The sequence below is a fragment of the Mycoplana sp. ABR4_002 genome, from assembly GCF_056159645.1.
The window spans coordinates 130,151-150,258 of the sequence record NZ_JBSWVO010000002.1 but is presented as its reverse complement, the minus strand read 5'-3'; the positions used below and the strand labels follow the sequence as shown (position 1 = coordinate 150,258).

Below are 20,108 nucleotides of genomic sequence, written 5' to 3'. Positions count from 1 at the left end.
TTTCCCTATGCTGCAATGGTGACGCGCCTGCGGTCGCGGGCGCTGTCGATCGCGCCGAAGACCATGGCGAGGCTCTTGATGTTGTCGCTGCCGTCCGTTTCCGGGCGGTTGCCGTCGCGGATCGCCGCAACGAAGCTTTCGATCACGCTGGCGTGGCCACGGGTTTCGGTCTCGTCTTCCGCCGCGGGCACGCCGACGGGCTCGAGCGGGCGGAAGAAGCCGTCCGTTCCGGCGATGACGTTCGCCTCGAATTTCTCGGCGCCGTCCCAGAGAAGCGTGCCTTTCGTGCCGGTGATGCGCCATGCGCTTTCCCAGCTCGTCGGCCCGCCTTCGGCGCACCAGGAACCGCGATAGGTGAAAACGACGTCGTCGGAGAATTCGAAGATGGCGTTGGCGGCGGCACCGTGCCGATACCAGGAACCCGGCGGGTTGTGCTCGTGACAGTAGACGGCGAGCGGATCCTTGCCCGACATGAAGCGGGCGGCGTCAAATGTGTGGATCGCCATGTCGAGCAGCAGCACATTGTCCATCTGCTCGCGAAAGCCGCCGAAATGCGGGCCGAGGAAGAAGTCGCAATGTAAGCCCGTCAGGCGCCCGAGCGCGCCCTCCGCGATCAGACGCCGGATTCGCCGCACGCCGGCGATATAGCGCCGGTTCTGCACCACGACGTGCAGTCTGCCCGCCGCCTCGGCAAGGGCGCGCAGTTCGCGCGCTTCGTCAAGCGAAGCGGCCATCGGCTTCTCGCTCAGCACATGGCAGCCATGGGCGAGACCGCTGGCGACCACCGAACGGCGCGCCGCCGGCACGACCACATCGAAAAGAATGTCGGGTGCGGTTTGAGTGAGCACGGCCTCGAGGTCGGTGCCAATCGTCACGCCGGCGAGATCGAACTCAGATGCAAGCGCCCGGGCGGTGACGGGGTCGAGATCGACGAGCCCGACGACGGTCACATCGTCCCTGAGGCTTGGGGCATCCCGGAGCGCCCGGAGCCAACCCTTGGCCATAGCTCCGCACCCGCACAAAACGGCCTTGTACGTCAAAGAAATTCCTCCTGAAGACGAAAGCCGCAACTCCTCGATTGGCTTCCGTAAACGTTTACGATACTATGTATGGAGTTTGTTTTATGTCAATAGGGCTTATCAGGCTCCGTTTGCCGACCGTGGAGGGACGAGACGAAAATGAAGGGAATTCGCCAGCTTGCGGAGCACCTCGAAATCTCCATCGGCACGGTTTCCCGCGCGCTGAACGGCAAGCCGGACGTCAACGAGGACACCCGCAAGCGGGTGCTCGAGGCAGCGGAAGCGATGGGCTACGTCGCCAACCAGTCAGGCCGCGCGCTGCGCAAGGGCTCGACCGGCGTCATCGGCTTCATGATGCAGACCGGCCACGAGATCACCGGTCAGGGCGACACCTTCTTCATGAGCGTCTTCGACGGCGTGCAGACGGTGCTCGCCCGCCACAAGCTCGATCTTGTGGCGCTGCTCTGCTCGTCCGAGGAGGACCCGGAGGATTACCTGAAGCGCATCGTCGCCCGCGGCTTCGCCGACGGTCTGATCCTGTCGGCCACCCGCCGCCATGACCCGCGCTTCCAGCTCCTTGCCAAACGCAAGATCCCCTTCATCACGCTCGGACGCAGCCTGACGGATGTCGGCCAGCCCTGGATCGACCTCGACTTCGAGGGCATGGCGGAAACCTCCATCGAGCGGCTCGTCTCACGCGGCCACAAGCACATCGCGGTGACGCGGCCCCATGACGACATGAACCTCGGCTACGTTTTCGTCGACCGCTGCCGCGAGGTGCTCGCCCGTCATGGCCTCCGCCTTGCCGACGATCACGTCTTCCGCTCCACGCCGAACGAGGCGGGCGGCTACCAGATCGCTCGCGATCTCCTTGCCTGCCAGCAACGCCCGACCGCAATCCTGCTCGTCAACGAAGCCATCGCGACGGGCCTCTATCGCGGGCTCAACGAGGCCGGGGTGATCCCCGGCCGCGACCTTGCGGTAATCGGACGGCAGAGCCCGCATTCGCACTTCCTCTCGCCGCGGCTGACCAGCTACAGCCTGTCGCTTCGGGATCTTGGCATCGCGCTGGCCGAAATGCTGCTGGGGACGATGCCGGCCTATGCCGGCGTCTATGCAGAACGCCCCGGCCGTCGACTATGGCCGATGACGCTGGTGGAAGGGGAAAGCGAAGGCCCGGGGCCCCGCCTCACCTGACGGGGTTGCGATGCGCTGCGGTCAAAAAGGGCTGGACTGGAGGCCGCACTTTTGGCCAACATTGGAACGTCGGGCCGTTCTCGCGCTCGACGTTGGCCGCCGCTGGCAGAAGACGAAGGAGCCTGGAATGGACGACAATCGCCATGAAGCAATCAGCCGCCTTGCCTACGACAAATGGGAGAATGCCGGAAGGCCCGTCGGCGAGCACGAGCGGCATTGGCACGAGGCCGAAGAGGAACTGAATGCCGGTTCGAAACCGACCAGGCAGACACGGCGGACCGTAGCAACCGGACGGAAGAAAAAGCCAGCCGCCCCGGCCCGGACGAGCCGCAACGCCGCCGGCAAATAGCCCCCACAGGCTGGAACGCGGCCGCCTGCGGGCGGCCGCCCTTCGCAGATCCGGCCATTTACGGGACCTGCGCAGCACCGGGCGGTAAAAACCATGCCGGTGGCAATCTTGCCAGGCCCGATCCGGGCCAGGCGCAAGCCGGGATTTGGCAGGGCTACCGATACCCGCCACGGCCGCGCTCCAGTCGCGGGCCGACAACAACGCAGGACCAGCGTCTCGGCGCGTTCGGTCGATCCGGGGCGCCGCGGCCCGCCAGCGCCTATGCCATGGCGGCCGTCGTCGAGAGCAGGTTGCGCACCGCCGCTACCAGCCAATTGAGCGGCCGGTCGTCGCGGTAGGTCGGAACGGCGCTACGCACGCGGCTGTACAGGGTGGCCGTGGCAGCCGCCCTGCCGCCGGCGCCGGGCTGCATGTCGTAGGCCTGGACCGCGCTCAGCACCTCGATGGCCAGGATCGTCTCCAGGTTGGCGATGATCGACAAGGCCTTGTCCGCGGCCGGGGTGGCGTGGGTGAGGATGTCCTCCTGCAGCGCCGAGGTGATGCCGCCGTCGAGGCTTGCCGGGGCGGCAAGCCGGCGATTTTCCGCGGCAAGTGCGCTGGCCGTGTACTGGATGATCATGAAGCCGGAGCAGACGCCGCTGCCCTCCGCGAGAAACGCCGGCAAGTTGCTGACGAGCGGATTGACGAGACGGTCGACGCGGCGTTCCGAGATGGCCGCGAGTTCGGCGGCCGCGGTGGCAAGGCCATCCATGGCAAGACCGAGCGCAGCACCGACGGCGTGCGCCTGTGAATGAACCTCCGGCGACGACGGCGTACCAGCGACGACGGGGTTGTCGGTCACGCTCGCGAGTTCCCGGTTCACCACCTCGGCGATCTGCGCGACGCTGTCGCGAACCGCACCGTGAACCTGCGGCACGGCGCGCAGGCTGAGCGGATCCTGCGTGCGCGATCCGGCCGACTGCGCCAGAAGCGGGCTTCCGGCCAACAGGCGGCGCAGATTGTCGCCGACCGTCCGCAGGCCGGGCGAGGTGCGCAGCGCCAGCGGCGCGGCCGCAAACGGGTCCGCCTGCGCGCCGAGATTTTCATAGCTCATCGCCGCGGCGGCGTCGGCCCAGTCGAGGAGATGAGTGGTCCGGGCGAGCGCGAGGCTGGCAAGGCCCGTGGCGCAGGGCGTGCCGTTGACAAGACTCAGCCCCTCCTTGGCCTCGAGCACCAGCGGCGCCCGTCCGAGTTTTGCCATGGCCTGCCGGCCGGAGACGGTCTCGCCGGCGTGGCGGGCCTCCCCTTCCCCGATCAGCACCAGGCCGATGGCTGCCGCATGGGTCAGATAGCCGACCGAACCCTTCGACGGAATGACCGGCAGGATCCCGGCATTGAGCAGCGCCAGCAGTGTCTCGACCGTTTCGACCCGCACGCCGGAATAGCCATGGGCGAAATTGGCAATCTGTGCGGCCATCACCGCGCGCGTCTCTTCCTGTCCGAGGGGGTCGCCGACGCCGCAGGAATGGCTGAGCAGGATGTTGCGCGACAGCGCCCGCTGCTCGGGGATGTCGACAATCACGTCGCAGAGCGCGCCAACGCCGGTGTTGATGCCGTAGCCGCGCACGCGCCGCTCCACGAGAGCGTCGACGACGGCGCGCGCATCAGCGATGCGCTTCCACGCTGCGTCCGACAGGGACAGCGCCGCGCCGTTGGCGACAGCAGCGATCTCCGGCCATGTCAGGAGACGGTCGAGGACCACCGCGTCAGGCATGATGGTCTACTCCTGCGCCGGCACGGCGCTGCACGAAGCGCGCCACGTAGTCGTTGGCGGGGCTGTTGAGGATTTCGCCCGGGGTGCCGACCTGCACAAGCTTGCCGTCCTTGAGGATGGCGATCTGCGCGCCGATGCGCAGGGCCTCGTCGAGGTCGTGGGTGATGAAGACGATCGTCTTGTGCAGGTTCGTCTCGAGCTGCAGCAGTTGGTCCTGCATGTCGGCGCGGATCAGCGGATCAAGCGCGGAAAACGCCTCGTCCATGAGGATGACGTCCGTATCGGCGGCGAGCGCCCGGGCGAGGCCGACGCGCTGCTTCATCCCGCCGGACAATTGGTGCGGGAACTTGTTCTCGTAGCCGGCAAGCCCGACGGTCTCGATCCACTTCATCCCGATCGGTCGAGCTTCCACCTTGTTGAGCCCGCGCACGCGCTGACCGTAGACGACGTTCTGCAACACGGTGCGGTGCGGCATCAGCCCGAAATTCTGGAACACCATGCTGACGCGCCGGTTGCGGAATTCGCGCAGGTCCTTGGCGTTGAGATCCAGTACGTTGCTGCCGTCGACAACGATTTCGCCGCTCGTCGGCTCGATCAGGCGGTTGATGTGCCGCACCAGCGTCGACTTGCCCGAGCCGGACAGGCCCATGATGACGAAGATGCGGCCGCCGGCGATGTCGAGGCTGACGTTATCGAGGCCGACGCTGCAGCCGGTCTTGGCCAAGACCTCGCTCTTGTCGGCCCCCTGCTGGGTCATCGCCAGCGCCGCCTTCCAGTTGTTGCCGAAAATCTTCGAGACGTTGCGGATCTTGATGTCAGTCATTGCCGATTTCCCTCCGGCTGGATCGGCCGAACCCCTGCGTGATGCGATCGAGCACGATCGCGAGAATGACGATACCGAGGCCCGCCTCCAGCCCCTTGCCGACGTCGAGCGTCTGGATGCCGTTCAGCACCTGCTCGCCGAGGCCGCGCGCGCCGATCATCGAGGCGACGACAACCATCGAGAGGGCCATCATGATCGTCTGGTTCAGGCCGGCCATGATCGTTGGCGTTGCGAGCGGCAGTTCGACACCGAAAAGGATCTGCGACGGGCTGCCGCCGAAGGCCGTCGCCGCCTCCACCACTTCACCGTCGACCTGACGGATGCCGAGGTCGGTGAGGCGGATCAACGGCGGCACGGCGTAGATGATCGTGGCGAGTACCGCCGGCACCTTGCCGAGGCCGAACAACATGATCGCCGGGATCAGATAGACGAAGCTCGGCATAGTCTGCATCACGTCGAGCACAGGCAGGGTGATGCGCCGCATCAACTCGCTTTTCGCAAGCCAGATGCCCATCGGCACGCCGATGACAACGGAAATCAGGCTGGCGATCAGCATCAGCGCCAGCGTCTGCATCGTCAGGTCCCAGAGGCCGAGCGCGCCGACGACGAACAGCATGATGCCGACGGTGACGACGAGCGAAACCTTTCGCACGGCGAACCAGGCAAGCGCGAGAAAAATGATGAAGACGACCCACCACGGCAGGCCGCGCAGGGCCCACTCCACGAGGAGAATTGCCTGGAGGATCGCCTGCGAGATCGCCTTGAAGACGAAGCCGTAGTTCACCACCAGCGACTGCACGAAGTCGTTGATTGGTCCCCGGATGGAAATGTGAAAAGCTTCAGGAAACATCGATGACATCCTCGCGCGCCCCCCAACGGGCGGCGCCCCTGGCCTGACGGGTGAAGGCTGCGCGGCGAAATGGGACGCGCAGCCCTGGGCGTTACTGCTGCACGGCCGCTTCGATGCGCGCCTTGGCCTCCGGGGACACCCAGCCGCCCCAGACGTCGGCCTTGGTCTCAAGGAAATGCTTGGCGGCCGCGACGGCGTCGACCTGCTGGTCCGTCATGTAGGCCAGGCTGGCATTGACCTCTTCCAGCGGGAAGGTCGCCTTCTCCAGGATTTCCATGATTTCCGGGGCTTCGCCGGCAAAGGTGCTGTTGACGCCGTAGGCCACTTCAACCGACGGGAAAGCGCAGCCGGCGTCACGCTTGCCGCTGGAGCTTGTCAGTTCCTTCCAGCAGTCATCGCTGTAGGCCGGCTCCTCCAGCTTGACGAGCTTGTATTTGCCCATCACCGCGGTCGGGCTCCAGTAGTAGAACAGCATGGGCTCACCCTGGAGATAGGCGGCGCTGATCGCCGCGTCGAGCGCGGTGCCGGTGCCCGGGCGGAAGTTCACGTAGCTGTCGCCGAGCTTGTAGGCCTCGAGCTTGGCCGTGTTGACGCCTTCGCAGGTCCAGCCCGACGGGCAGTTGAGGAAGCGGCCCTTGGATGGCTCTTCCGGATCCTGGAACAGTTCGACGATCTTCGGATCGGAGAGCTGCTCGACGCTCTTCAGGTCCGGCGCCTTCGCCTCGATTCCCTTTTCCGCGTCGCCCTTGACCAGGTATTCCGGCACGAACCATCCCTCCGAGGCACCGACGAAGGTCTTGCCGACCGACGTCACCTGGCCTGCGGCAGCGGCCTTGTTCCAGACGTCCGAGCGTCCGATCCACTCTTCGGCAAAGATCTGCACGTCGTTGTTGGCGGTCGCCTGTTCCAGCGTCACCGAATTGCCGGGGATGGAGTCGACCTTGCAGTCATAGCCATTGGCAAGGATCGCCTTCATGACCTCGGTGATGAAGGCGCCGCTCTCCCAGTCGATTCCGGCGAAAGTGACGGTCTTGCCGTCGCCGCAGTAGGAGGCATGCGCGGTCGCCGTCGAACCGACGAAGACAACGGCGGCGGCAAGAAGCATGGATTTCAGCTTGGCGTTCGGCATTTCAGTTCCCCTTTTGATGTTGCAACGATGAAGCCAGAGACGGATTGACGCGGCCGACCAGACCGCGGGCCGCAGGACTACCTGCGTAGTTCACTATACAACTTTGTTACCTTGTAAGACTGATTGGATGGCCGCCCGCGCCTTGGGACGACCTTGCATGTCGTGCCCCGACCCGCTGGCAGGAATTGAGGGACGATATTGTCGGTACGCGCAAACAACCCTACACCGGCTGAAAATTCGCTGATGTCCACCCGCATTCGAAATATCACCCTTCTCGAGGCCAGAGCCTGTCCGTCGGCGATGCCCCCAGGCAGCGTGGGAAACACCCCTCATTAAGTTGTATATGGAAGATTGCAGTTTTTTGACAGACAAGCAAGTGGCGGAAATCAAAATCTGCGGCTACGGTGGGCGAACAAAACTTGCAAGCAGCGCCGGCCATGTGCGGAGGAGCGAACGCATTGGAAAGCATTGAGACCGACCTTCCAGAAAAGGACGCTGGCGAGCGCAGTGCGCCGATCTATGAGCGGATGAAGGCCCAGATCCGGCTGAAGATCGAAACCGGCGAATGGCCGGTCAACCATCGTGTTCCGTCCGAGAACGAGCTGGTGGAGACGCTCGGCGTGAGCCGCATGACGGCGAACCGGGCCCTGAGGGAACTGGCCCACGAGGGCGTGATCACCCGCGTGCAGGGCAAGGGCTCGTTCGTGGCGCCCAAGAAGCGCAGCGCGCCGGCTTTCGGTGTGCGCAACATCGCCGACGAGATTCTGGAGCGCGGTTCGATACACCGAACCAAGCTCATCCTCGCCCAGAGCGAGACCTGCGGTCCTGAGCTTGCGGCCGCGCTGGAACTCGACGTCGGCGCGCAGTCCTTCCATTCCGTCATCGTGCATCACGAGGACGACGTGCCTATCCAGCTCGAGGACCGTTTCGTCAATTCCGGCGTGGCGCCGCACTACCTGGAGCAGGATTTCGCCGCAACGACGCCCAACGCCTATCTCACGAGCATCGCGCCGATTGCCAGAACGGAGCAGTTCATCGAGGCGGTTCTGCCGCAACCCTGGGAGTGCAAAGTGCTGGCGATCGCCCGAACCGACCCCTGCATCCTCATCCGCCGGCGCACGTGGTCACAGGATCGGGTGGTCACCTCGGTGCGATTGCTCTATCCCGGATCGCGTTACCGCCTGCAAAGCAACTTCTGACGGCAGGAGCGGCACGGCTGAGCCGTAGCCTCGCCGAGGGCATCACCGCCTACTTGCGCAACTGCACCTTGGGCACCGTCATCCGGATTTCGAAGCCTTGGCTTGTGAAGCCCCGTTCAAATCGGCCGCCGAGCGCTGCTATGGTCGCACGCGCCAGGCGGCTCCCGAACCCCTCGCGGGATCCATCACCCGAACGCAAGCCTGCCCCGACTTCCCGCCAGATGACGCAGATGTCGTCGCCGAGGTCTGCGCAGTCGACAAGCACCTGTCCGGCAGGGTTCGCCAAGGCGCCGTACTTCACTGCATTCGTTGCGAACTCGTGGAAGAGCAAGGCGATGTTGGTGACGGCGTTGCGCCCCAGCGGAAAATCAGGCCCCGCCACGACGATCTGCTGCTCGGATGCCTCCTCGCGCCGATAGGGTTCAGCCACCTCGGCGATCAGCGCATGCAGCGACGCGATCCGGTGCGAATCGACCGTGTCGACTGCAAGCGTCAGCGAATGTGCCCGGGCCAGCGCCAGAAACTTGCCCTGAAGGTCGGACACCAGACCCTGCACCGACGTGGCGCCACGGGCACAGACATTGACCAGACCTCCGGCCAGCGCGAACAGGTTCTTTATCCGGTGGTCCATTTCGTGCAGCAGCAGATCCTTTTGCTCTTCGGCGCGCCGCCGTTCCGAAATGTCCCGCGCAATCTTGGAGGCCCCGACGACCGTTCCGTTCGGACCGAAGATCGGCGACACCGACAGGGAGATGTCGACGAGGCTGCCGTCCTTTCTCTGCCGGACCGTCTCGTAGTGTTCGATTCGCTTGCCGCACCGGATGCGAGAGAGGATCGTCGGCTCCTCGTCCTGCCGGTCGGCGGGAATGAGGATTGTGACCGGTTGCCCGAGGACCTCGTCCTCGCGGTAGCCGAAGATGCGCTGGGCACCCCTGTTCCAGCTGGTGATGATGCCGTTTATGTCCTTGGACAGGATCGCATCGTCGGAGGATTCGACGATCGCCGCCAGTCGCTGGCTGGCAAGTTCGGCGACCTTGCGCTCGCTGATGTCCACCAGCATGTTGACCGCACCGGTCAGTCCTCCGTCCTCGCCGAACAGGGGAGCAGGGTAGGCGAGAAACGGCACGCGCGTGCCGTCGGGACGTTCGGCCACCGCCTCCTCGCCATTGAGGGCCCTTCCTCCCTTCAGGGCGATGGCCATCGGGCACTGATCGTGCGGAAGCGGCGACCCATCCGGCCGGTAGAGCCTCCACGAGCCACAGAACTCGCCCTGCCCGATCTCCGGGCGCACGCCCCACATTTTGACGGCGGCCTCGTTGAAAAACGTGATCCGACCGGCGGCATCGGTGGTGTAGACGGCGGCGGGTAGCGCCTGGAGAAGGCGCGAGAAAAAGGGGGCCCCGGCGCCAGGAGTACCTGAAGGCGGGTGTCGCAACGCGCTGTCGCGAAAGACGTTCACCGCGCCGATGATCCCCCCACCCTGATCTCTCAGAGGCTCGATGTTCACCAACGCCATAACCCGGCTTCCGTCCGGGCGCTCGACCTGGATGTACTGATCGCGCATGCCCTGGCCGGTCGCCAGGGCCACGGCCATGGGGCACTCCGCATGAGGGATGTGAGCGCCGTCCAGGCCAAGCAGCCGATAGGAACCGCAGAACCGCTCCTCGGGCTCTCCCAGTCGCGGCTCCCGGCCCCAGAGTTCCGCAGCCGCGCGGTTGTAGCGGAGGATCAGGCCATCCGCGTCGCACACGTACAGGCCGATCGGCAGGCTCTCCAGCAGGAAACCGTCGTCGAGCAAGCTCGACAACGGCGAAGTGGCACCATCATCAGAGAAAAATGTTTCGAGCAATGGCATTACTTCCTCCGGCAACGGCCATTTCCGGCCGCTGCAACCGCATGTCCCCGCATCCAAACGACAGCAGCGTCACGCTATCACAGGCACGGCGAGATCAACAGGCAAAAGGAGAGCGATCGGCGGTGGCACTCCCTGGTTGAACCCAGCGGGAAAGCGCCCCCCAATAACCGAGGAGGAAGTTCCGCGTCAGGCCGGCACCACGAGACCGACGAGCACGAAGCCCATGGCGGCCAAAAGGATAACCGAGACGGTGGCGACCAGCATGACCTTGCCCCCCGCATGCAGGAAAGCGCGGAGATTGACGGACAGTCCCAGCGCGGCCATCGCGAGGGTCGTCAGGATGCTGGCCAGCGAAGCCATGACGTCGGCCTGCGATGCGGTCACCAGGCCGCAAGAATTCAGCGTCGCCATGACGAAGAAGCCGAGGATGAACCACGGCACCGCCGGCCGCTTCTCCCTGGCCGCAGCCTTGGTGCCGCTCATCTTCATCGCGACACCGAGCAGGAACACCACCGGTCCGAGCATCAAGACGCGGATGAGCTTGACCAGTGTGCCGATCTGGACACTGAGCGCGCCGACCGGCGCGGTCGCCGCGAGAACCTGTGGAACGGCATAGACCGTGATGCCGGCGACAACGCCGTATTGCGGCAGGGTCAGGCCCAGGTGGTGGTAGAACAGCGGCAGAAACAGTACGGCCAGGACGCCAAGGCCTGCGGTGAAGGCAAGAGCGGCCGTGACGTCCTCGGCTTCCGCCTCGATCACCGGGGCTACCGCGACGATGGCCGAGTTGCCGCAGATCGAATTGCCGCAGGCGATCAGCACCGCCAGCTTCGAGGACAAACCGAACACCCGCCCGATCGCATAGGTCAGCCCGATCGAAACGAACACGATCGCGGCAACGCCGGCGACCAGTTCCGCGCCCGCGCTGCGGACGGCGGAATAGCTGACCGAAGCGCCGAGCAGAACGATGGCAATCTCGAGAAGTCCCTTGGCGCTCAGCTCGATGCCCGGCCGGAAGCGAAGGCTGGCGGGCCGCCAGGTTGCCACGGCGGTGCCGATTGCAATCGCGAGCACGATGCTTTCGACCCAGCGGGCACCGAACAGGAGGACCTCGGCCGCCTCGATCGCCGCGGCCAGCGCGGCGACCCCGCCGCAGAGCAGCAGACCCGGGATATAGGAGAGGAAACGGTGAGGGATAGACACGGGTGATCGCCATCGGCATGAATGATGGCGGGAATGTCTCACCTGCAACAGTGAACATCCATCGAATAATATTCCACACTTCGTTCATGAAACCAGAATGATTCTCTCATGACCTTCGAACAGCTTGCTATCTTCGTCGCCGTCGCGGAACGCGAACATCTCACCCAGGCGGCCGAGGCAATTCACCTGACGCCGTCGGCGGTTAGCGCCGCGATCAAGAATCTCGAAGGTTACTACGGCGTGGAGCTGTTCCACCGCGTCGGGCGGCGGATCGAACTGACGCAGACCGGCAGGACGTTTCTCGTGGAGGCAAAGGCGATGCTGGCAAGGGTGCGCGCCGCGGAACTGATGCTGTCCGAACTCGGCGGCCTGCAGCGCGGCAATCTCGGCGTGGGCGCAAGCCAGACCATCGCCAGCTACTGGCTGCCTCCGGTGCTCGTCGGGTTTCGCCGCGACTATCCCGGCGTCCATATCGATCTGGCCATCGGCAACACCCGTACCGTCGCCGAGGCCGTGCTTAACGGCGAGGCCGAGTTGGGCTTCGTCGAGGGCGAGATCGACGCGCCGGCGCTCTCCTCCCGGGTGGTCGCCGAGGACGCCCTCGCGGTCGTCGTGGGTGCTGGTCATCCCTGGGCCAAGGCATCCGCGCTCGGCATCGAGGAGCTGGTGCGCGGCAGCCCCTGGATCATGCGTGAGGAGGGCTCGGGAACGCGCTCCGAGTTCGAGAGCGCGCTCAAGAAGGCGGGCGGATCGCCGGCAGAACTGAATATCGCGCTGGCGCTCCCCTCGAACGAGGCGGTGCTGTCGGCCGTCCGCGTCGGCACGTGCGCCGCAGCGCTCTCGCATGCTGCCGCCGGGATCTATCTTCAGGAGGGCATCTTGGTGCAGGTGCCGTTCGACCTGCCGAAGCGGGAGTTTCGCCTGCTGCGCCACAAGGAACGACACGCGAGCAAGGCCTCGATGGCGCTCGAGCGCGCCTGTCGCGATTGGATGGGTTTTCCGCGCGCTTGAGGCGTCCAGGGGATGCCGGCGAAGAACTGACCGCCCGACCGTGGTTGGCAGGACAACGCGAGCCCGGCACGACCCTATGGCAGTTCCAAACTTCGGGCATGACGTAGCGTGCCTAACGGCCGACGTTTTACGCCATGCCGATCCCGCTCGCCGTCAGACTGGAAATGGCGCGACGAGCCTCACGTCCGTCCGCGTTCTGCGACTAACGGAGAATATACCAAAGGTTTCGGAAGCGTTACTTGTTGAGTCTGGCCATTCCTGTGGAGGGGGATGGGTGGGAACAGCGGCGCGGATGGCGCCGGTTGAGGAAAGGGAGGAGCACACGTGGCGGACAAATCTTCGTCTAATGCCTATTGGGCAGCCAACATTCGAATAATCTACATATGCCTGGCGATCTGGGCACTCGTTTCCTACGGGTTCGGCATCCTGCTGCGTCCGGCGCTTTCGGGCATCGCGGTCGGCGGGACCGACCTGGGCTTCTGGTTTGCCCAGCAGGGTTCGATCATCGTCTTCATTGCGCTGATCTTCTTCTACGCGGCCTACATGAACAGGCTCGACCGCGAATTCGGCGTCGACGAGCAGTAAGAGGGACAGGGCAATGGATCAGTACACGCTCAATCTGCTGATCGTAGGCGCGTCCTTCGCGCTCTACATCGGCATTGCAATCTGGAGCCGTGCCGGCTCGACCGCGGAGTTCTACGCGGCCAACCGCGGCATCCATCCGGTGATGAACGGCATGGCGACCGCGGCCGACTGGATGTCGGCAGCCTCCTTCATCTCCATGGCCGGCCTCATTGCCGGCGTCGGCTACGTCAACTCCACCTACCTGATGGGATGGACCGGCGGCTACGTGCTGCTGGCGCTGCTCCTTGCGCCGTACCTGCGCAAGTTCGGCAAGTACACGGTCCCGCAGTTCATCGGCGACCGCTTCTACAGCCAGGGCGCACGCCTGGTCGCCGTCGTCTGCCTGATCATCATTTCGGTGACCTACGTCATCGGCCAGATGACGGGCGCGGGCGTCGCCTTTTCGCGCTTCCTGGAGGTCGAGGTATCGACCGGTCTTTGGATCGCATCGGCGGTCGTGTTCGTCTATGCGGTTCTCGGCGGCATGAAGGGCATCACCTACACCCAGGTTGCCCAGTATGTCGTCCTGATCGTCGCCTATACGATCCCGGCGATCTTCATCTCGATGCAGCTGACGGGCGTCGCACTGCCGTGGATGGGGCTGTTCTCGACCCATACGGAGTCGGGCCTGCCGCTCTTGCAGAAACTCGACCAGGTCGTCACCGACCTTGGCTTCAACGCCTATACCGGCCAGGGCTCCATGCTCAACATGACCCTGTTCACCTTGTCGCTGATGATCGGCACGGCGGGCCTGCCGCACGTGATCATCCGCTTCTTCACGGTTCCGAAGGTTTCGGACGCGCGCTGGTCGGCCGGCTGGGCGCTGGTGTTCATCGCGTTGCTTTACCTCACGGCACCGGCGGTTGGCGCCATGGCACGCCTCAACATCATCGACACGATCTTCCCCGGCGGCCCGCAGGCCGAGGCGGTTCGCTACGACGACCGTCCGGAATGGATGCGCACCTGGGAAGTCACCGGCCTTTTGAAGTACGACGACAAGAACGGCGACGGCCGCATCCAGTACTACAATGACGCCGCACCAGCCTTTGCCGAAACCGCGGCCGAGCGCGGCTGGAAGGGCAACGAGCTGACGATCAACAACGACATCCTCGTGCTCGCCAATCCGGAAATCGCACAGCTTCCGGGCTGGGTCATCGGCCTGATCGCCGCCGGCGGTCTGGCTGCGGCGCTGTCGACCGCGGCGGGCCTGCTGCTCGCGATCTCGTCCGCAATCAGCCATGACCTGATCAAGGACTGGTTGAAGCCCGGCATCTCGGAGGCGGGCGAACTGATGGCCGCTCGCATCGCGATGGCCGGCGCCATTCTGGTGGCCACGCTGCTGGGCCTCAATCCGCCCGGCTTTGCGGCCCAGACGGTGGCGCTCGCCTTTGGTCTGGCGGCAGCCAGCATCTTCCCGGCGCTGATGATGGGCATCTTCTCGAAGCGCATCAACTCGCTCGGCGCGACGATCGGCATGCTGGTCGGCCTCACGGTCACCTGCCTGTACCTGTTCACCTACCTGGGCTGGTTCTTCATCCCGGGCACGAACATGCTTGAAAACGTGCCGGCGAACTACCTGTTCGGCATCCCGCCGACGGCGTTCGGCCCGATTGGCGCACTGTTGAACTTCGGCGTCGCCTATGCTGTCTCGATGATCAGCCAGGCTCCGCCGCAGCACGTGCAGGATCTGGTCGACTCGGTCCGTGTTCCGCGCGGTGCGGGCGCAGCGACGAGCCACTGATCAGCGAAACCGGAACGGCGGGCGGCTTCGGCCGCCCGCCTTCTTCCTTTCCAGGAAGACCAAAACCGGCGATGCGGGGGTATCATGTCGAGCAAGGCCCTGGACATAAGACGGTTCCTCGAGACCGTTCATCCCTATGACAGCCTGCCGCGGGAGGAGCTGGATCGCGTCGGCGGGGCATTCAGCAAGCGGGCATTCGCTGCCGGCAGCGAAATCTATCGATGCGGCGAACCACTTCCCGGCCTGTTCCTCGTGATGGAGGGCAAGGTGGAGGTGCGCGACAGGTCCGGCACCGTCGTGTCGCAACTGCTGCCGCGCAACTCGCTCGGCGAGCGCGGACTGATGATCGACGACCGCGCCGTCACCAGCGCCTATGCGTTGCAGGATTCCATTCTACTGATGCTGCCGAAGGCCGAGTTCAAACGGCTGATGGCAGAGCATGCCGTCTACAGCCGCTTCTTCACCCGAGGGCGCGAGGGCAGCCTGCGCCGCAACGACATCACAGTGCGGAAAGTGAAGGACCTGATGTCGGTGCCGCCGCGGTTTTGCGCCCCCTCCGACAGCGTGCTGCAAGTGGCGCAAACCATGCGGACGCTGAATGTTTCAAGCCTTGCGGTGGTCGATGAGGACAAGCTTGTCGGCATCGTGACAACGCAGGACCTGGCGGCGCGGGTCGTGGCTGAGGCGCTGGATCCGACCGTGACCGCAGTATCGGCGATCATGACGCGAAAGCCGGTGCGCCTGCAGCAGGACGCGCTCGGCTCCGACGTGCTCAGCCTGATGCTCGAGCGAAACATCGGTCACCTGCCGATCGTCGCCGGCAAGCGCCTCGTCGGCATGATCACCCAGACCGACATTACCCGGTTCCAGGCCCTGTCCTCGGCGTTCCTCGTCCGGGACATCTCGTCGGCTGATTCGGTCAGCCAACTTCAGCAGCATGTCTCGCGCGTGCCGCAACTGCTCGTCCAGCTCGTCGGCGGGAACACGCCGCACGAAACCGTGACAAGGCTCGTCACCGACGTGACGGACGCCGTGACGCGGCGACTGATCACACTTGCCGAGCAGGAACTGGGGCCGCCGCCAGTCCCCTATGTCTGGCTCGCGTGTGGCAGCCAGGGACGGCAGGAACAAACCGGCGTCAGCGACCAGGACAACTGCATATTCATCGATGACGGCTTCGTCGAAGCCCACAGGCCGTGGTACGTAAAGCTCGCGCGCTTTGTCAGCGACAGCCTGGACGCGTGCGGATATTTCTTCTGCCCCGGCGACATGATGGCCACCAATCAGCGCTGGTGCCAGCCGGTGCGCGTATGGCGGGACTATTTCCGCCAGTGGATCCAGACTCCGGACCCGATGGCCCAGATGCTTGCCAGCGTGATGTTCGACCTTCGGCCCATCGCCGGGAAGGCGTCGCTCTTCCACGGCATCCAGGCCGAGACCCTGGAGGAGGCCAGCAGGAACTCGATCTTCGTGGCGCACATGGTCAGCAACTCGCTGAAGCACGCGCCGCCGCTCGGACTTCTGCGCGGCTTTGCCACGATCCGCAGCGGCGAACATCGCAACCAGATCGACATGAAGCACAGCGGCGTCGTCCCAATCGTGGATCTGGGGCGGGTCTATGCGATGATGGCGCGCCTCACGCCGGTCAACACCCGCGCGCGTCTCCTGGGCGCCGAGGAAAGAGGGGTGATCTCCGAGGCGGGCGCGCGCGATCTGATCGCCGCCTACGACCTGATCGCCGAACTGAGGCTGCGCAACCAGGCATCCCAGATCAAGGCTGGCCGGCAGCCGGACAACCACCTGGCACCCTATGATCTCGGGGACCTGGAGCGCTCCCACCTGCGGGACGCGTTCGTTGTCGTCCGCACGATGCAATCGGCGCTCGCCAATTCTGGCAGCGCGCCGCGATAGAGGAAATGTGCATGTTGTTCGAGTTGATGGCAGCCCTGGTTGCCGGCGTCGCCCTGGCGGGCGTGATGATGTTCGTTCGCTGGCTCAGCCGCGGCCGGCTGCCGAGCTGGATCATCCCGGCGGCCGCAGGACTTGGCGTGCTGTCCTATGCAATCTGGAGCGAGTACAGCTGGTTCGAGCGCGCCACCAACGTCCTGCCGCCCGAAACGGTCGTAACGTGGAAGAACGAATCGCGCGCGGTGTGGCGGCCCTGGTCCTATTTTGCGCCCGTCGTGAACCGGTTCACCGCCGTCGATCTCGGCCATGCCCAGCGACACCCGGACCACCCCGGGCAGGTCATGGTCGACCTCATGCTTTCCGCCCGCTGGCAGACGCCGGTTCGCATCAAGGTCGTGTTCGATTGCAACAGCAATCGCCGCGGGGACCTGGTGGGCGACAAGGTATCGGTGGCCGACGACGGGACGATCGTCGGCGCAGACTGGATCGAGGTACCGGGCGACGACCCCGCCTTGAGGGCCGCGTGCCGCCCGAGTTGAGGAGGCGATTTCCGTGCAGTTGGGTCTACGAAGCCGCGTTCTGCTTTTCTTTTGCGCCGTCGCAGCCGGCGCGATGGCGGCACTCGGGCTCGGCTTGTGGGTCGCCTACCACCGGGCCGACGGTCCGGAGGTGCTAGACGCCCTCCTCCAGGTCTCGATTGTGGCCTGCGCCGGGATCTTCGCCATCGTCGCCTGGATCTGGTTCCTGTTCGACCATCGCATCGTCCGTCCGATCGAAGCGCTCGCCTCGGCGATGCGGGCCCGCACGCATGCGAAGGTGGAGCAGGAGATCGACGAGCGCGACACCCGCTATCTCGGCGACATCGCCGCGGCCGCCTCGACGGCAACCACGGCCTTGAGCCAGACCAGGAACGCGCTGGCCGAGACGGTGGCGCGCGAGACCGCGCGGCTGACCGCCGACAACGGCAAGCTGGAGCAGTTGCTGGCCGACGTCGCGCCGGCGGTGCTGTTGTGCACCATTCGCCACCACCTCGTGTTCTACAATCCCTCCGGCAGGGACATGCTGTCGACCGGCGAGACCCCGCTCTGCCTGGGCCGCAACCTGTTCGACTATCTGAGCGACGGCGCGATCCGGTCGGCGCACCAGCGCCTGCTCGACATGGGAGAGCCGGACGCGATCCAGGAGTTTGTCTGCACCAATTCACGACGCAGGCGCCTTGCCGGTCGCATGCGGCTGACGGGCGGAAGCGCCCACGATTACGGCGGCTACGTCCTGACGCTGCGGGATGTGACCGAACAGATCACGGCCTATGCGAGGCGCGACACCCTGCTCAGCGATATCCTGACGACGATCCGTCCCTGCGTCGCGACCCTGAAGGAGCAGGCCAACGGTCTTGAAGATGCGACCGGCAAGGGCGCGGGAACCGCGTTCAGGCGTGAGGTCCTGCAGCTCGATCGCGCCGTGCAAGCGCTCGAGCCACGCGTCCGGGCCTGCCAGTCCGACGGCTGGTCCATGACTTGGGTGGACGCAAGCGAACTGGCGCACCATTTGCAACGCGACCTGCCGGCGACACGTATCAACGTCAGTCTCGCGGTCGAACCCGTGTCGCTCTATTGCAATGCGTTCGACATCGCCTCGGTTTTCGCCCACCTTGCCCAACGGATCGCGCAGAGCCAAAGCCGGCGAGAATTCGCCCTTGCCATCCGGGCCAGCGGGGAGGAAGGCCTGATTCGCCTGGGATGGTACGATGGCGATGTTCCGGACGAGTTGCTGCGGCGATGGCTGGAGGAACATCTCGATGACTGTGACCTGACGCCCGACGCCATTCTTCGTACCCATCAGTCGAAGCTCGTGTACGAAAACGCAGGCGGCAATCCGTCCTTGAGCATCCGCCTTCCAAAAGCGCAGCGGGTGCCGCCCGTTCGGCTCCAAATGCCCCGCACCGTTACCTACGACTTCGAGCTGCTGTCCCTGCCGCGATACGACAAGATAGCGGACGCGCGCCTTGAGGATCTGGCTTACGTCGTCTTCGACACGGAAACGACCGGCCTGTTGCCGGACCAGGGCGACGAGATGGTGCAGATCGGCGCTGTCCGGATCGTCAATGGAAAGCGGGTGGAGGGCGAAACGTTCGAGACCCTGGTCAATCCCGGGCGGCGCATTCCGCCGGCTTCAAGCGCCGTCCATCGGGTCACCGATGCGATGGTGGCAGATGCGCCGGGCGTCAGCGACGTCGTCCGGCGGTTCCACAGATTTTGCGAGGGGGCCGTGCTGGTCGCCCACAACGCGCCTTTCGACCTGGAATTTCTCTACCGCAGGGAAAGCGAGCTCGGCATCAGCTTCGCCAATCCGGTGCTCGACACGGTCCTGCTCTCCGCCGTCGCCTTCGGGCGGCAGGAGACGCACACGCTGGACGCGCTCTGTCAGCGTCTCGATGTCGACCTCGCGGAAGCCGTACGCCACACCGCGATGGGTGATGCCGTCGCCACGGCCGAAGCCTTCTTGCGACTGAAGGCGATCCTCGCCGGGCGCGGGCTCGACCGCTTCGGGGACCTGCTTGCAGAAATCCGCCGGCATCGCAAATTGGTGCCGGAACGGCACGTGCGGTCTCATGCGTCCTGAAACCGGCGCGGTCGCGTCTGCCGGGTCGGCGATGCCATCGCGGGACGGTCGCTATTCGTACAAGGCCTACCGGCACGCGCGAACGGCGTGCCAGTAGGCCAGCTTCTGTCGAAGGCCGTTTATTCAAGCGCGCCTAGAGGCCGGGCGAGCGCTTCAGGACCGTTACCGGTGCGCGCCGCGCGCCCGCCAGGACAACGACCGCAAACAGAACGACGCCCAGAGATGTCAGGATCGAGCCGATGGCGACCAGCGGCTCCATCGCGGCGTTCCCGAGGATCAGGAAGTAGAGCGATGGCAACATCAGGACCAGCCCGACCAGATAGATCCCGAACTGAACCCATGCCAACCGCGTGCTGCTGCCCGCCTGGTTCAGCGCGAAATAGGTTCCGAACAGGGCACACGTGACCCAGCCCAGCAGGTTCACATGCGCATGCGCGGGAATGACGTTGTGGTTGTGCGTGATCGACATGTGCATTCCCATCGCGATGCCGAAGAGCAGGAAGATGGCAGCTGCTCCGAAATACAGGTGCGATATGCGCGGCATGATGGTCTCTCTCCTCGTTCTGGTGTCGGGCAGCACAGCTTCGCCGTGACCACAGGCTTAAGTTGCGCTGACTATCAATCTGCCACAACCCAGCCCGCCAGCCTGTTCCCTGGGGTGCTGACCGAAGTGGCCGGCCGTCGTCCAATTCCCGGATTGCCGGCAGGCGGGATCGCTATGACGGCTCAAGCACTTAATGCTTGGGCCGGGCATTCGCTTGCTAATTGTTCCTGCCAGAAACCCTCAAACAATCTTAAACCGGGCCCGCCGCCTGACCGGCGGAG

Annotated in this window: 17 protein-coding genes; 9 read left to right on the top strand and 8 right to left on the bottom strand. The window is 64.9% G+C overall.

The window, feature by feature from the left end:
* Positions 1 to 5: 5 nt before the first annotated feature.
* Positions 6 to 1,004: a Gfo/Idh/MocA family protein gene (locus tag ACXAGF_RS20955; RefSeq protein WP_475019475.1), complete on the bottom strand. Its 999-nt coding sequence runs from the start codon at positions 1,002 to 1,004 to the stop codon at positions 6 to 8.
* 174 nt (positions 1,005 to 1,178) lie between these two features.
* Here ACXAGF_RS20955 and ACXAGF_RS20950 point away from each other — a divergent pair, with 174 nt between their 5' ends.
* A complete protein-coding gene (locus ACXAGF_RS20950) occupies positions 1,179 to 2,216 on the top strand; it encodes a LacI family DNA-binding transcriptional regulator (protein ID WP_475019474.1) in 1,038 nt (345 codons plus the stop codon).
* 127 nt (positions 2,217 to 2,343) lie between these two features.
* The gene (locus tag ACXAGF_RS20945) at positions 2,344 to 2,565 is read left to right on the top strand and encodes a DUF2934 domain-containing protein (RefSeq protein WP_475019473.1); all 222 of its coding nucleotides are present in this window, start codon (positions 2,344 to 2,346) and stop codon (positions 2,563 to 2,565) included.
* Between the two features lie 259 nt (positions 2,566 to 2,824).
* On the opposite strand, the gene ACXAGF_RS20940 is transcribed toward ACXAGF_RS20945, so the two are convergent.
* From ACXAGF_RS20940 to ACXAGF_RS20925, 4 genes are all read right to left on the bottom strand, one after another.
* On the bottom strand, positions 2,825 to 4,318 hold the full coding sequence (locus ACXAGF_RS20940; RefSeq protein WP_475019472.1) for an HAL/PAL/TAL family ammonia-lyase: 1,494 nt from the start codon (positions 4,316 to 4,318) through the stop codon (positions 2,825 to 2,827).
* Positions 4,311 to 5,141 (bottom strand): quaternary amine ABC transporter ATP-binding protein, encoded by an 831-nt coding sequence (locus ACXAGF_RS20935; RefSeq protein WP_475019471.1) that lies wholly within the window; start codon positions 5,139 to 5,141, stop codon positions 4,311 to 4,313. Before ACXAGF_RS20935 ends, ACXAGF_RS20940 begins: the two co-directional genes overlap by 8 nt.
* Positions 5,134 to 5,991 (bottom strand): ABC transporter permease, encoded by an 858-nt coding sequence (locus ACXAGF_RS20930; protein WP_475019470.1) that lies wholly within the window; start codon positions 5,989 to 5,991, stop codon positions 5,134 to 5,136. Before ACXAGF_RS20930 ends, ACXAGF_RS20935 begins: the two co-directional genes overlap by 8 nt.
* Before the next feature lie 91 nt (positions 5,992 to 6,082).
* Entirely contained in the window at positions 6,083 to 7,096 is a 1,014-nt protein-coding gene (locus tag ACXAGF_RS20925; RefSeq protein ID WP_475019739.1) for an ABC transporter substrate-binding protein, read from the bottom strand.
* A gap of 482 nt (positions 7,097 to 7,578) precedes the next feature.
* Between ACXAGF_RS20925 and hutC the strand changes: the two genes are divergently transcribed.
* Complete coding sequence (hutC, locus tag ACXAGF_RS20920) at positions 7,579 to 8,319, top strand: histidine utilization repressor (protein ID WP_475019469.1); 741 nt, start codon at positions 7,579 to 7,581, stop codon at positions 8,317 to 8,319.
* Between the two features lie 49 nt (positions 8,320 to 8,368).
* On the opposite strand, the gene ACXAGF_RS20915 is transcribed toward hutC, so the two are convergent.
* Together ACXAGF_RS20915 and ACXAGF_RS20910 are read right to left on the bottom strand one after the other, a co-directional pair.
* Positions 8,369 to 10,174 carry a PAS domain-containing sensor histidine kinase gene (locus ACXAGF_RS20915; protein WP_475019468.1) on the bottom strand — a complete coding sequence of 602 codons (1,806 nt, stop codon included), beginning with the start codon at positions 10,172 to 10,174 and terminating at the stop codon, positions 8,369 to 8,371.
* A gap of 186 nt (positions 10,175 to 10,360) precedes the next feature.
* Positions 10,361 to 11,377: a YeiH family protein gene (locus tag ACXAGF_RS20910; RefSeq protein WP_475019467.1), complete on the bottom strand. Its 1,017-nt coding sequence runs from the start codon at positions 11,375 to 11,377 to the stop codon at positions 10,361 to 10,363.
* Positions 11,378 to 11,485: 108 nt separating this feature from the next.
* Here ACXAGF_RS20910 and ACXAGF_RS20905 point away from each other — a divergent pair, with 108 nt between their 5' ends.
* From ACXAGF_RS20905 to ACXAGF_RS20880, 6 genes are all read left to right on the top strand, one after another.
* Complete coding sequence (locus ACXAGF_RS20905) at positions 11,486 to 12,388, top strand: LysR substrate-binding domain-containing protein (protein ID WP_475019466.1); 903 nt, start codon at positions 11,486 to 11,488, stop codon at positions 12,386 to 12,388.
* A 324-nt stretch (positions 12,389 to 12,712) separates the two neighbouring features.
* Positions 12,713 to 12,973: a DUF4212 domain-containing protein gene (locus tag ACXAGF_RS20900; protein ID WP_475019465.1), complete on the top strand. Its 261-nt coding sequence runs from the start codon at positions 12,713 to 12,715 to the stop codon at positions 12,971 to 12,973.
* A 13-nt stretch (positions 12,974 to 12,986) separates the two neighbouring features.
* A complete protein-coding gene (locus ACXAGF_RS20895; RefSeq protein ID WP_475019464.1) occupies positions 12,987 to 14,753 on the top strand; it encodes a sodium:solute symporter family protein in 1,767 nt (588 codons plus the stop codon).
* An 84-nt stretch (positions 14,754 to 14,837) separates the two neighbouring features.
* A complete protein-coding gene (locus ACXAGF_RS20890) occupies positions 14,838 to 16,664 on the top strand; it encodes a DUF294 nucleotidyltransferase-like domain-containing protein (protein ID WP_475019463.1) in 1,827 nt (608 codons plus the stop codon).
* A gap of 11 nt (positions 16,665 to 16,675) precedes the next feature.
* Positions 16,676 to 17,200: a hypothetical protein gene (locus ACXAGF_RS20885; RefSeq protein WP_475019462.1), complete on the top strand. Its 525-nt coding sequence runs from the start codon at positions 16,676 to 16,678 to the stop codon at positions 17,198 to 17,200.
* 13 nt (positions 17,201 to 17,213) lie between these two features.
* Positions 17,214 to 19,283: a 3'-5' exonuclease gene (locus tag ACXAGF_RS20880; RefSeq protein ID WP_475019461.1), complete on the top strand. Its 2,070-nt coding sequence runs from the start codon at positions 17,214 to 17,216 to the stop codon at positions 19,281 to 19,283.
* A gap of 133 nt (positions 19,284 to 19,416) precedes the next feature.
* On the opposite strand, the gene ACXAGF_RS20875 is transcribed toward ACXAGF_RS20880, so the two are convergent.
* A complete protein-coding gene (locus ACXAGF_RS20875) occupies positions 19,417 to 19,827 on the bottom strand; it encodes a hypothetical protein (RefSeq protein ID WP_475019460.1) in 411 nt (136 codons plus the stop codon).
* Positions 19,828 to 20,108 lie beyond the last annotated feature (281 nt).